Origin of the sequence: Catenulispora sp. MAP12-49 (genome assembly GCF_041262705.1) — a bacterium.
GTDB lineage: Bacteria > Actinomycetota > Actinomycetes > Streptomycetales > Catenulisporaceae > Catenulispora.
Genome location: NZ_JBGCCP010000013.1, coordinates 182,769 through 195,934, shown reverse-complemented (window position 1 = coordinate 195,934; position 13,166 = coordinate 182,769). Strand labels below are relative to the sequence as shown.

The 13,166-nt window shown below is 72.1% G+C and carries 10 protein-coding genes; 3 read left to right on the top strand and 7 right to left on the bottom strand.

The features are described 5' to 3' along the window. Positions 1-12 precede the first annotated feature (12 nt). The gene (locus ABIA35_RS23910) at positions 13-693 is read right to left on the bottom strand and encodes a trimeric intracellular cation channel family protein (RefSeq protein WP_370340660.1); all 681 of its coding nucleotides are present in this window, start codon (positions 691-693) and stop codon (positions 13-15) included. Positions 694-895: 202 nt separating this feature from the next. Here ABIA35_RS23910 and sepH point away from each other — a divergent pair, with 202 nt between their 5' ends. Beyond that, positions 896-2,092 carry a septation protein SepH gene (sepH, locus tag ABIA35_RS23905; protein WP_370340658.1) on the top strand — a complete coding sequence of 399 codons (1,197 nt, stop codon included), beginning with the start codon at positions 896-898 and terminating at the stop codon, positions 2,090-2,092. 98 nt (positions 2,093-2,190) lie between these two features. Next, on the top strand, positions 2,191-2,643 hold the full coding sequence (locus ABIA35_RS23900; RefSeq protein ID WP_370359370.1) for a GNAT family N-acetyltransferase: 453 nt from the start codon (positions 2,191-2,193) through the stop codon (positions 2,641-2,643). Positions 2,644-2,684: 41 nt separating this feature from the next. Here ABIA35_RS23900 and ABIA35_RS23895 read toward each other — a convergent pair whose 3' ends face one another. From ABIA35_RS23895 to ABIA35_RS23870, 6 genes are all read right to left on the bottom strand, one after another. After that, a complete protein-coding gene (locus tag ABIA35_RS23895) occupies positions 2,685-3,917 on the bottom strand; it encodes a GNAT family N-acetyltransferase (protein ID WP_370359369.1) in 1,233 nt (410 codons plus the stop codon). A gap of 73 nt (positions 3,918-3,990) precedes the next feature. Beyond that, complete coding sequence (gene efeB, locus ABIA35_RS23890) at positions 3,991-5,349, bottom strand: iron uptake transporter deferrochelatase/peroxidase subunit (RefSeq protein WP_370359368.1); 1,359 nt, start codon at positions 5,347-5,349, stop codon at positions 3,991-3,993. Between the two features lie 54 nt (positions 5,350-5,403). Continuing rightward, positions 5,404-7,572, bottom strand: coding sequence for an iron uptake transporter permease EfeU (gene efeU, locus ABIA35_RS23885; RefSeq protein ID WP_370359417.1), 2,169 nt, complete (start codon positions 7,570-7,572; stop codon positions 5,404-5,406). Between the two features lie 127 nt (positions 7,573-7,699). Further along, positions 7,700-8,596 (bottom strand): sulfurtransferase, encoded by an 897-nt coding sequence (locus tag ABIA35_RS23880; protein WP_370359366.1) that lies wholly within the window; start codon positions 8,594-8,596, stop codon positions 7,700-7,702. 24 nt (positions 8,597-8,620) lie between these two features. Continuing rightward, the gene (locus ABIA35_RS23875; RefSeq protein ID WP_370359365.1) at positions 8,621-9,811 is read right to left on the bottom strand and encodes an alkaline phosphatase family protein; all 1,191 of its coding nucleotides are present in this window, start codon (positions 9,809-9,811) and stop codon (positions 8,621-8,623) included. 14 nt (positions 9,812-9,825) lie between these two features. Next, the gene (locus ABIA35_RS23870) at positions 9,826-10,479 is read right to left on the bottom strand and encodes a DUF5998 family protein (protein WP_370340646.1); all 654 of its coding nucleotides are present in this window, start codon (positions 10,477-10,479) and stop codon (positions 9,826-9,828) included. 207 nt (positions 10,480-10,686) lie between these two features. On the opposite strand from ABIA35_RS23870, the gene ABIA35_RS23865 reads away from it, so the two are divergent. Then, positions 10,687-13,149 (top strand): DNA topoisomerase (ATP-hydrolyzing) subunit A, encoded by a 2,463-nt coding sequence (locus ABIA35_RS23865; protein WP_370359364.1) that lies wholly within the window; start codon positions 10,687-10,689, stop codon positions 13,147-13,149. Positions 13,150-13,166: the final 17 nt, after the last annotated feature.

Below are 13,166 nucleotides of genomic sequence, written 5' to 3'. Positions count from 1 at the left end.
CTCTCCCCGGCTCTATGCGACAGCGCCGGGGCGGGGCGCGTGCCAGTCCCGCCAGACGGACACCAGCCGGATCCCCGCCGTGATCACCACCGAGCCGGCCGCGGCGAGGTACACCTGCACCGCCATCCCGTGCCCCTCCAGCAGCCCGAACAGCAGCGCCCCGACGAAGGCCGGCACCGCGTACAGCTCCCGCTGCAGCACCATCGGGACCTCGTTGACCAGTACGTCCCGGACCACTCCGCCGCCGACCGCGGTCAGCGTGCCGAGCAGCGCGGCCTGGAAGGTCGGCAGATGGTAATCCAATGCTTTGAGAGTTCCGGAGACCGCGAACAAGCCGAGGGTCAAGGCATCGGCGACCACTGCGACGTGGTCATAGCGGACTGTCCTTCTCCGCACTTCCTCGATCGCTGATTTCAGTTTCGAATCACTCATTCGGCGGCTGGTCACCAGGAGCACCACCACGGTCGCTCCGAGTGCCACGGCGAAATAGCGCCAGTCGGCGATCGCGGCCACCGGGGTGGCCCCGATCAGGGCGTCCCGGATCATCCCTCCTCCGAGTGATGAGGCGACCGCGATAACCAGGATGCCGACCAGATCAAGGCCCTTGCGCAGACCCGCGAAAGCCCCCGCGACGGCCGCGGCGAAGACTCCCAGGAGGTCGAGAAGAACCGGAAGATGAGGATTGGCGACCATGATGTCTGGGAATGTACCCGGTTCAAGGCGGGACGGTTGCTCCTGCGGGGGATCACAGAACTGACATCCCACAACTGGACGGCGTACGACAAATGACCGACAACCCTTGCTGTCCGGGCGACCTCATCCGTTTCCCGTACCCGGACGGCGTGTCGATGCAGTACGGTCTAGCTGGCAGCACTCGTCGAAGGGAGGTCCGCTCGTGACTGAGCTCCGCGTCATGGCCGTCACCAGCGACGGTCAGCGACTTGTGCTGCGCTCTAACGACGGCCAGGAATTCCATCTGACCATCGACGAGCGTCTGCGGGCCGCCGTCCGCGGCGATCGGGCCCGGCTGGGCCAGATCGAGATAGAGGCAGAGGGGCAGCTCCGCCCGCGCGACATCCAGGCCCGTATTCGCGCGGGCGCGACCGCGCAGGAGGTCGCCAGCGCCTGCGGCATCTCCGTGGAGCGCATCCGCCGGTTCGAGGGACCGATCCTCGCCGAGCGCGCCTTCATGGCGGAAAAGGCTCAGAACACCCAGGTGCGCCGCCAGGGCGAGAACCACGGGCAGAAGCTCGGGGAGATCGTCGGCGAGCGCCTGGCCAAGCGCGGCGCCGAGGATCCGGCCGCCGTGCGCTGGGACTCCTGGCGGCGCGACGACGGCACGTGGACCGTGCAGGCCATCTACAAGATCTCCGGCGAGACGTACGAGGCGCTGTGGGCCTTCGACCCGCCGCGCCGGCTGGTGACGCCCGAGGACGACGAGGCGCGCCTGCTGTCCTCCGACGCCGCCGCGATCGCCGACTCCCAGCCGATGTTCCCGTTCGTCGCCGCCTCCGTGCTCTCCGGCGGGACCGTGGTGCCCGGCCCCGCGCCGGCCGCCAACGGCTCCTCGGCCGGCGGCTCGCTGGTGCACCTGGAGGCCCGCCGGCGCCCGGCGGAGAGCTCTTCGAACGGCTCCGGCTCGGTGATGGAGCGCGAACGGGAACGGGAGCGCGACCGCGAGCGCACCGCCGCCGAGCGGACCGCGTCGGTGGAGCGGCACCCGTCCTCGATGCCGGCCTCGGCCTCGGCCGCCGCCGGGATGTCCGCCCAGGCCGCCGCCAACGGCACCGCGGGCGTCCAGAACGTCCCGAGCCCGACCGCGAGCCCCGAAGAGGACTTCGACTTCCTGGACGCCGCCGACAGCCGGGCCCCCGCGCCGATCGCCGCGGTCGCCGGACAGTCGGCCGGCTCGGCCTTCGACGACGCGATCTTCGGTCCCCGCACCACCTCCCCGCACCGGGAGCGGATGATCGGCACCACCGACCGCCAGGCCGAGGCCGACGGCGTACGGCCGGGCCGACGGGCCACGGTGCCGTCGTGGGACGAGATCGTCTTCGGTTCGCGCCGCGGCAAGCAGAAGGGCCGTGACTGATTCTCGTCACGGTGGCCCGATCTCGCTGACTGAGATCGGGCCACTTTCGCGTCTTTGGCTTTTGGCCCGGGCACCGGCGGTGTGATCGACTTTCCATCATGGAAGTGACGCGCGAGGACGGTCTGTTCATCAGCGACGACCCGGCGCTGGTCGACGCCGGCAAGGTGGTCCGCTGGATCTCCGAGGAGTCCTGGTGGGGCGTGGGGCGGCCGCGCGAGGCCGTCGAACGCTCGCTGGAGGGCTCGCACGTCTACGGGGTCTACGCCGACCGGGAGACCATGGTCGGCGTCACGCGGGTGGTCACCGACCACGCGACCTTCGCGTACTTCTGCGACGTCTACGTCGACGAGGCCTACCGGGGCAAGGGCGTCGGGCCGTGGCTGTCCCGGGAGATCGTGGCGGACCTGAAGGCCATCGGGATCAACCGGTTCCTGCTCGCCACCAAGGACAAGCACTCGACGTACGCCAAGGCCGGGTTCGTACCGGTGGCCCGCCCGCAGTCCTGGATGGAGATCGACGAGCGTGCCACGAAGCCGGGGCCGACGGACTAGCGCCATCGGCCGGACCACAACCACGGATCCCCGCCGGCCGATCAGAACCAGGTCGCGCAGTGGGGCGGGATCGCGGTCTTGAACATCCGGTCCGCGACCGCGAGCGCTCCCGCCTTCTCCTCGGTGGCCTCGCCGACCCGGGCCAGCGCGGTGGCCGCGTGGTGGCCGAAGTAGAGAGCGCCGAGGGTCTGGACCGGCAGGGTCAGGTCGGGAGTCTCAGTGGTGCGCTTCACCGAAGCGCCGCTCGGGCCGCCTTCGAGGGCGTACACGCCTTCGGCGTAGCCGGCGGGGTCGGTCACGGCCAAAACCAGCCGGCCCTCACCCTCGTAGGTGCGCGCTCCCAGCGCCGCCACGACGTCGAGCACGCGGGTCCACAGGACGTCGTAGCGCGCCGTCTCGCGGGCGAAGCGCGGGTTGGCCATCAGGTGGCGCCAGCTGTCGTCGGCCGGGAACTTGTGGACGTCGAAGGTGGTGATCCAGTCCTGCTCCCACAGGAACTGGAGCAGCCGGACGCGAGCCACCGGGCCCTCGGCGGCGAAGTAGGCCGTGGCGCTGTCGTCGGCGATGAAGCCCTCCCAGCCGCCCGCCTTGACCTCGTAGCAGGCGCTGCCGCGCACCGTCCCCGACTCGTCCCGGTACAGCGCGAACAGCTGGTCCTTGTCGGTCGGCTTGCCGTCGTGGGTCAGCAGCCCCGCTTCGCGCTCCCACCACTGGTTGCGGCGCTCGATCGCGCCGGGCGTCGCGGCCCGGAGGCGGTCGTAGACGGCCGGGGCCTCCTGGAGCCACTCCTCGGCCGAGGCGTAGTCCACGGTGCCCGGCAGGGGCCGTGCGGGGGCGCAGCGCTTGCTGTCGAAGCGGTAGCGGACCTCGTCGGTGGAGTGGCCGTAGCCGAAGCGGCCGTAGATCGGCCATTCGGCGGGGATCAGGATCGACAGCGGCTCGCCGGCGTCCGCGGACTGCCGCAGGGCCGAGGCCATCATCGAGGACAGGATGCCGCGGCGGCGGTGCGACTGCGCGACGCTGACCGAGGAGACCGCCGCGGCCGGGATCGCGGCGCCGCCGGGGACCGTCACGGTGTTCTGGTAGTTCGCGAACGTGCCGACCACGCGGTCGCCGTCGTAGGCGGCGATCATCCGGCCGGCGGCGATGTCGGCGGCGAACAGCTCTCGGCGGAAGGCGCCGCGGCCGCGGTCGCCGGGGCGGCTGAAGGCGACGTCGACGGCGTCGCTGAAGCCGTCGCCGTAGGCGTCGCCGACCTTGATCTCGATGGGCATGGGGGCAGGCTATGCACAGGGTGTGCGAGCCTGCCACCGAATATGCGGCGCCCCGGCGCGGGCCGGGCCCGGCTCAGGCCAGCAGGCCGCTCCCGAAGTGGTCGGAGGCGTCCTTCACGCCCGGCAGCACGAAGAAGTAGCCGCCGCCGACCGGCGAGATGTAGTCCACCAGCGGCTCGTCGATCAGCTTGGTCTGCACGAACTCGAACTGCCGCTGGATGTCCTGCTGGTAGGCGACGAAGGCCAGGCCCATGTCGAGGTCGCCGACGTTGTCGAAGCCGCGGTCGTAGTTGTAGCCGCGCCGCAGGATCCGGTTCCGGTCGGTCTCCGCCGTGCGCGGATTGGCCAGCCGGATGTGCGCGTCCAGCGGGATGTTGGCGCCCTTGGGGTCCTTGGCGTACTGCGGGATGTCGGTCTGCGCGCCGCCGTCCAGCGGAGCGCCGGTGTCCCGGCGGCGTCCGATCATCTTCTCCTGCTCCAGCAGCGAGACCCGGTCCCAGAACTCGACGAGCATCCGGATCCGGCGCACCACCTGGTAGCTGCCGCCGGCGGTCCAGGCCGGCTCCGGCCCGCCGGGCTGCACCCAGACCAGGTAGTCGAACTCGTGCTCGGTGGCCGGATTGGCGATGCCGTCGTGGAAGCCGAGCAGGTTCCGCTGCGCACCGGTGGGACGCGGCTCGTTGGCCCAGCCGTCGATCCGGTACTTCAGCTGCATACCGGCGCGGGTGTGCTTGGCGATGTCGCGGATGGCGTGCACGACGGTGTCCTGGCTGTCGGCGCAGATCTGCAGCGACAGGTCGCCGTGGCACTCGGCCGCGTTCAGGTTGTCGTTCGGGAAGGTCTTCATCGGCGTCAGCCGCGCGGGCTTCTTGTCCGCGAGCCCATAGCGCCCGTCGAACAGCGAGGCCCCGACCCCGAGCGTGAAGGTGAGCCCGTCGGCGGGCACCGTGGGCCCGAGGATGCCGCTGTCCGACGGCGGCGCGCCGACCCCGAGGTCCGGCGGAGTGCCGCCGGTGGCGAGGAAGCGGGCCCGCTCGGTGAGGGTCTGGAACAGGGCGGCCAGCTCGCCCTTGTCGGCGGCGATGACGTCGAACACGGCGAGGGTCATGTGCTTCTGCGCCGGCGTGGTGACGCCCTGCTGGTGCGCACCGTGGAAGGGCAGGACCCGGCCCGAGCCGGTGCCGGCAGAGCTGGCCGGGGTGGTGTCGGCGGCGGCCTTGTTCATGGCGAAGCCGGTGGCGCCGACCACGGCCGCACCCGCGACACCCGCCGCCGCGCCCTTGAGCATCGCGCGGCGGGCGAAGGCGGTGTGGTCGAAGGGGCAGGTGGCCGGCTGGGCGGCGCCGGGCTGCTGCTCGGCGGCGGCCGACGTCTCGCTCGCGGCAGCCGAAACCGGCTTGTCGGCCTCGGGCGTCTGGTTCTGCTCGGTCATCTCAAAGCTTTCTTCTACAGAAGTCGGCGGTGGGCGGCGGGTGTCAGGCTCCGCTCACGTCGCCTTCCGGATCTCCAGCAGGTCGGGCACCACCGACAGCTGCTCCAGCAGTTCCCCCAGGGTGCCGTTCAGCTTCTGGCGGGCGGCGGGGTCCAGCTGCGCCACCGGGGTCCAGGTGCCGTCGGGTTGCTTCGCGGCGTCGACGGCGGTGCCGAAGCGGTCGAGCCAGGCGTCGATCTGGGTCAGCCCTTGCGGGTCGCGGGCCTGGACCAGGGGGCGGATCACGGTCAGGACCTCGCGGGTGCCGGCCAGGTTGGCGTCGGCGGTGGCCAGGGTGGTGCCGGAGCCGTAGTCGGCGTCGCCCGTGAGCTGGAACTGCAGGGTGTTCTCGAGGATCTCGTGGGCGCGCAGCGGGAGGTCGGCGGGGTCGAAGTCCTGCTTGGGCCAGTCGCCGATCAGGCCGTGGACGTCGCTGTCCAGCTGGTCGGCGACCGGGGCCAGGCTCGCCGCCGCCTCGCCGTGCCACAGGCCGTACTCCAGGCGGTGGAAGCCGGTGAAGTCCTTGTCCTGGGTCTTGTCGGGCAGGCCGTCGGCGCGGCCGTCGATCTTGGCGTCCCAGTCCTGGAAGGTGCCGTACGCGGCGCCCAGGCGGTTGTACGCCAGGTGCGCGGTCAGCCAGTCCTGCTTGGCCTTGGCCAGGTCGCCGGAGTCCACGTCCTGCTTGAGCGTGTCGGTGTAGCCGGCCAGTTCGTTCAGGTGGTCGGTGACGTAGGCGCGGTACTGGTCCAGCGGGGCGTCCAGGTCCTTCTCGGTGATCGGCACGACCGCGGTGGTGGAGCCGCCGGTGCCGCTGGCGCGCTTGGCCTCGGAGGTGACCGCGTTCTTCCCGTTCGGGACGCAGCGCCAGGCGTACGTGCCGGTGCCGATGGTCGCGGTCAGCGGCCGGGTGGTGCCGGGCGCCAGGCCCTCGATCTCGCCGTAGACGGCGCTGGTCGAGGGGTCCAGCAGGTAGACCTCGGCGGCCACGTCGCCGGTGTTCTTCATCTGGAACGTGTGCTCGCCGGTGGTCAGGCCGTCGAAGCCCTTGCCGCAGGACGCCGCCGAGACCTCGATGGTCTGCGCGCCCTTGGTGCCCGAGCCGGGTCCGACGGCGACGATCACCGCGACCGCCGCCACCGCCGGGACGGCGATCACCGCGGTGCCCAGCGCCCAGCGCGGCGTCGGCCTGCGGGACGGCGCGGGGGCGGAGGCGGGAGCGGGAGCGGGAGCCGAGGCGGCCGGGGTGGCAACCGGTTCGGCGGCTTCAGGGGCCTGAGCCGGCGCGGCCGCCTCGGCGGTCTGTGTGGGCTGAGCGGGCTGTGTGGGCTGAGCAGGCTGGGCAGGCTGGGCAACCGGCTTCGGCTTCGGCTTCGCCGCGACCGGCGTCCGCAGGTAGAAGAACATCACCGGCACCAGGTACGCCACGTACCCGACCACCGACAGCCACGTCATCTTCGGCGTCAGGTTCAGCGTCCCGGCGACCAGCTGGGCGTACCAGGCGTTCGGGTCCAGATGCGCGGTCAGGTCCCAGGCGTAGGACGTGAACCCGCCGACCGCCCCGCTCTCCTGCAGGTCGGTCAGCCCGTAGGCGAGCACGCCGGCCGCGATGACCACCAGCACGAACCCGGTGACCTTGAAGAACTTCGCCAGGTTCAGCTTCAGCGCCCGGTGGTACAGGCCCCAGCACAGCAGCGCCGCGACCGCGATGCCGGTGACGGCGCCGACCGCCGGACCGCTCTTGTCGTGCGCGGTCTGGGCCGTGGTCCACAGGAACAGCGCGGTCTCCAGGCCCTCGCGCGCCACCGCGGCGAACGCGGTGAAGACCAGCATCCCGGCGCTGGCCCCGAGCGCGGCGGCCAGCTTGGCCTTCAGGTCCCCGGACATCGAGGCGCTGGCCCGGCGCATCCAGAACACCATCGTGGTCACGAACGCGACCGCCAGAAGCGCCATCGCGCCGCCGAACACGTCCTGCGCCTTGGGCGGCAGGTGCGCGGAGGTGAAGGTGAGCACGGCGGCGAACGACAGGCTCAGCGCGGCCGCCGCGGCCACGCCCAGCCACACCGAGCCGGCCCGGTCCTTGCGGCCGGCCTTGGCCAGCGAGGCGAGCAGGATGGAAACGACGAGCCCGGCTTCCAATCCTTCTCGGAGTCCGATCAGGAAACTCGGGAAGGCATCCGACAGCACCGCGCCCCGCCCCTTCTGGTCCACTAAGAATTTAGGCACGCCTTAGCGAAGTAAGGCATGCCTAAATTAGCAGCGGACAGTGAGGGTCGGTCAACACCGCCGGTCGTATGAGCTGGTGAGCTCCGTCTCAGTCCCCGCCGGTAGCGACAGGCCGTGACGAGTCGGACGCCCACCCGCTCCATGAGCCCTCGTACAACGCCACCGTCTCCGGGTCGATCCCGGCCACGGCCATCGCCAGGATCTCGTGTGTCGCGGTGACCCCGGAGCCGCAGTAGACGGCCACCTCCGCCTCGTGCTCCGGCATGACGCCCAGCTTGGCGAACCGCTCGGCCAGCTCGCCCGGAGCCAGGAACCGGCCGTCGGCCGCCACGTTCTCGGCCGTCGGCGCCGACACCGCGCCGGGGACGTGCCCGGCGGCCGGGTCGATCGGCTCGGTCTCGCCGCGGTAGCGCGCGCCGGCGCGGGCGTCGAGCAGCGTCCCGTGCGCGGCGACCGCGGCGGCGCCGTCGTGGTCCAGGACGGTGAACAGGCCGTCCCCGGACGCCCGGAAATCGCCCTCGGCGGCCTGGGTCTGCGGCTCGCCCTCCTCGACCGTGCGGCCGGCCGCGCGCCAGGCGGCGAACCCGCCGTCGAGCACCCGGACGCCGGGGTGGCCGTGGTGGCGCAGCAGCCACCAGGCGCGGGCGGCCTGGGTGCTGTCGCCGTCGTCGTACACGACGACCGGCAGGTCGGCGCGGACGCCGGCGGCGCGCATCGCGGCGGCGAAGCGCTCCGGGTCCGGCAGCGGGTGCCGGCCCCGGGGGCCGACCGGCGCCTCGGGGTGCTCGGCCAGGTCCTGGTCGAGGCTGACGTAGCGCGCGCCGGGGATGTGCCCCCGCAGATACACCCCGTGCCCGTACTCGCTGGGCTCGCCGAGCTTCCAGCGAATGTCGATCAGGATCGGCGCGGTGCCGCAGGCGAGGTCGGCGGCGAGCTGATCGGCGTCGATCAGGGGCGGGGCGGGGGCTTGGCGCATGGGCGACATCCTGGCACTGATCCGAGCCCGGATCTACCAGCCGGAGGCCCCGTCCGGCCCGAACACCAGCAGCGGGATCTCCTGCTCGGCCGCGGACAGCGAGCCGTGCATGCCCAGCAGCCGGGACTCCAGCTTCTCCCGGCGCGTGGCGACCACGGCCCAGTCCTCCAGCAGGGCCGCGACCACGTCGCCGATGCGCGGCGCGACCCGGTCGTCCACGCTCTCCGGCGGGCCGAACCAGCCCTCGTAGACGGCCTCCTGGCGGGAGCGGACCACGGCCACGTCCTCCAGCGCCTCGCGCCAGATCTGCAGCACGTCGCGCGCCGCGCCGGGCCGGGCGTAGACGTGCCGCGCCCGGCCCTCGCCGCCCAGCAGCCGGACGCCGACCTGCAGCTCGGGATCCTCGTCGACGTCGACGCGCCGGTCGGCGGGGATGTCGACCATGCCGTGGTCGGCGGTGACGTAGAGCGCGGTGCCGGCCGGGAGGCGGTCGGCGAGCTCGCGGACCGTGGCGTCGACCACCGCCAGCTGCTGCCGCCAGCTCTCGGAGTCCACGCCGTTGAGGTGGCCGGCCGCGTCGAGGTCGGCGTAGTAGAGGTACACCAGGGCCCGGGCGTCGCGGTCGGCGGCGTCGTCGAGGATGTGCAGCGCGCCGGCCACCCGGTTGGGCAGCGACTCGGCGCCGGAGAAGGCGCCGCCGCGCAGTACCGAGCGGGTCAGGCCGGAGTCCTGGAAGCGCGGCGCGGTGACCTGGGTGACCTCGATCCCCTCACGCTCGGCCCGCTCGAAGAGGGTCTCGTGCGGCTGCCACTGGACCGGGTCGACCGGCGCGTCCCAGCGGAGCAGGTTGATCATCTGCGAGGTGCCGGGGACCAGCACCCGGTAGCCGAGCATGCCGCTGGCCCCGGAGGGCAGGCCGGTGCCCAGCGAGCCGATGCTGGCCGCGGTGGTGGAGGGGAAGCCGGCGGTCAGGTCGCGGCCGGCCCGCAGGGCGCGGGCCAGGAACGGCGCGACCTCGGCGTTGTGCTCGATCAGCCGGGCCCCCATGCCGTCCACCAGGAAGACGCAGGCGCGGCGGGTCGGGGCCAGGCCCAGCGGGTTCGGCGCGTCCGGCACCCCGAGCGCGGCCAGGACCGCCGGGAGCAGGTCGGACAGGGCGCCTCGGCCGTAGGCGGGCAGGACGATCTCGGAGCCGGCGGGGCCGGAGGCGGCGGGCAGGATCACGCGGCTCGGCGCCTCTAGCGCCCGGTCCGGGCGCCGCCGGCGGTACCGGTGTCGGTGACGACGTTGGTCAGCGCGCGGGCGAAGGAGAGCGTCTCGGCGACCGCGTCGGCGCCGTCGGCCTCGGCCGAGACCCGGATCATGACGTCGTCGGCGGTGGCGGTGCCGGTGTAGCCGTGGTCGGCGTCGCAGTGCGGGTCGCCGCAGTTGGCCGGCTCCAGGTCCAGCCGGCTCACCACGCCCCAGCCGATGGTCAGGACCACCTCGCGCGGCGGGGTGCCGGGCTTGTGGTTGGCCGGGTCCTCCACGACCCGGCTGACCACGACCGAGGAGATGCGGTGCAGCGGCACGGTCTCGGTGGAGGTGGTGGCGTAGGCCTTGGCCCCGGCCGCCGACTCCGGCGAGCCGGGCGGCACCGGCGCCATCGGGTCGTCCGAACCGTACTCGTCGGTGTGCCCGGCGATCAGCCGCGTCGGGGTCACGGCCAGCACGGTGACGTGCCTTCGCACCTCGTCGGCGTCGAAGGTGGTCTCCTGGTGCACGAGGTGGCCGAGCACCGCCTCGGAGCCCACCGCGTCCTCGACCGCCTCGGCCACCAGCGCGGGGTAGTAGCCGCTACGCTCGATGGCGGCGATGAGGTTCGACGGGGTGGGCGGCTTGGAGTTGGGCATGAGTCCATCCTGACACTTGCGGGCCCGCATGCGGGCCTCATGCCCCACTGAAGCGTGACGGGCCGGGGTGTTATCTCCCGATTGTTGCCGACGATCGCTGTGGGCGGACAGCGGTCGGGTACGCCCTCCTGCGCCCAGGTGTCGGAGCGACGCGCAACAATAGGGCGTCACCCGCATCGCCGCGCGAGAAGCAGGAGCCGCACGAAGATGGCACGCCGCAGCACCACCCCCGAGCCCGACGAGGACTTCGAAGAGCGCATCATCGACGTGGACGTCGCCGACGAGCTCTCCGACTCGTACCGGGAATACGCGTACTCGGTCATCTACTCGCGCGCCCTGCCCGACGCGCGCGACGGACTCAAGCCGGTCCACCGCCGCATCCTGTTCCAGATGAACGACATGGGCCTGCGGCCGGACCGCGGGTACGTCAAGAGCGCGCGCGTCGTCGGCGACGTGATGGGCAAGCTGCACCCGCACTCGGACACCGCGATCTACGACTCGCTGGTGCGCATGGCGCAGTCGTGGGCGATGCGCATCCCGCTGGTCGACGGGCACGGCAACTTCGGCTCGCTCGGCGGCGACGACCCGCCGGCCGCCATGCGGTACACCGAGGCCCGGCTGTCGCCCGCGGCGATGATAATGACCGACTCCATCGACGAGGACACGGTCGAGTTCGGGCCCAACTACGACGGCCAGGAACAGGAACCACAGGTTCTGCCGGCGGCCTTCCCGAACCTGCTGGTCAACGGCGCGGCCGGGATCGCGGTCGGCATGGCCACCAACATGGCGCCGCACAACCTCGGCGAGGTGGTGGCCGCGGCCCGGCACCTGATCAAGCACCCGAACGCCACCCTGGACGACCTGATGCGGTTCGTCCCGGGCCCGGACCTGCCCACCGGCGGCCAGATCATCGGCGAGCAGGGCATCCGGGACGCCTACGAGAGCGGCCGCGGCGTGTTCAAGATGCGCGCCACCGCCAAGATCGAGAAGGTCACCGCGCGCCGCGAGGGCATCGTGGTCACCGAGCTGCCCTTCAACACCGGCCCGGAGAAGGTGATCGGCAAGGTCAAGGAGCTGGTGCAGGCCAAGAAGATCCAGGGCATCACCGACCTGAAGGACCTCTCGGACCGGTTCAACGGCCTGAAGCTGGTCATCGAGATCAAGGCCGGGTTCAACCCCGAGGCGGTCCTGGAACAGCTGTACAAGCTCACGCCGCTGGAGGAGTCCTTCGGCATCAACAACGTGGCGCTGGTCGACGGCCAGCCGCTCACGCTGGGCCTGAAGGAGCTGCTGGAGGTCTACCTGGACCACCGCTTCGAGGTGGTCCGGCGGCGCACCGAGTTCCGCCGCACCAAGCGGATGGACCGGCTGCACCTGGTCGAGGGCCTGCTGATCGCGCTGATCGACATCGACCGGGTGATCCGCATCATCCGCGAGAGCGACGACGCGGCGGCGGCCAAGGATAACCTGATGGCCGCGTTCGCGCTGTCGGACAAGCAGGCCACGTACATCCTGGACACCCCGCTGCGCCGCCTGACCCGCTTCGACTCCCTGGAGCTGGAGTCCGAGCGGGACAAGCTGACCGGCGAGATCAGGGACCTGACGGCGATCCTGGAGTCCGACACCCTGCTGCGCAAGGTGGTCTCCGACGAGCTGGCCGCCATCTCCAAGCAGTTCGCCACCCCGCGCCGCAGCGTGCTGGTCGAGGGCGCGCTGCCGGTGTTCGAGGCCCGGCCGCTGGAGATCAGCGACGACCCGGTGGTGGTCCTGCTGTCGGCCACCGGCCTGCTGGCCCGCACCGCCTCCGGCGCGACGAAGATCGGCACCGGCGGCGAGCGGGGCAAGAACGACGCCGTCGCCTCGCTCGTGACCTCGACGATAAGGGGCGAGGTCGGCGCCGTGACCACGACCGGCCGGCTGATCCGGTTCCCGGTGATCGATCTGCCGGTGCTGCCGGAGGCGGCCGCGAAGGCGGCGCCGAGCCTGGCCGGCGGCGCCCCGGTGTCGGAGTTCGTCCGGCTGGACGAGGACGAGCGCGTGCTGTGCCTGTGCTCGCTGAACCCCGAGTCCCCGGGCCTGGCCCTGGGCACGCTCCAGGGCGTGGTCAAGCGGGTGGTCCCGGACTACCCGAGGAACCGCGACACCTTCGAGGTGATCACGCTCAAGGACGGCGACACCCTGATCGGCGCCACGGAACTGCGCACCGGCGAGGAGGAGCTGGTCTTCATCACCGACGACGCGCAGCTCCTGAAGTACTCGGCCGCCCTGGTCCGCCCGCAGGGCTGCCCGGCCGGCGGCATGGCCGGCATCACGCTCGGCGACGACGCCTCGGTGATCTTCTTCGGCGCGGTCGACCCCGGCCAGGACGGCCTGGTGATCTCCATGGCCGGTTCGGACGACGCCCTGGTCGACACCGCGACCACGATCAAGGCCACGCCGTACGACCTGTACCCGACCAAGGGCCGGGCCACCGGCGGCGTGCGCTGCCAGCGCTTCCTGAAGGGCGAGCACCGGCTGGTGGCCGCGTGGGCGGTGAACGCGCCGGTCTACGCGTGCACGGAGAACGGGACGCCGACCCCGCTGCCCGGTCTGGACCCCCGGCGCGACGGTTCGGGGACGCCGGTGGAGGTGCCGATCGGGTTCGTGACGAGCCCGGCGGCCGCGGGGTAGGTCCGCGGAAGGGTCCC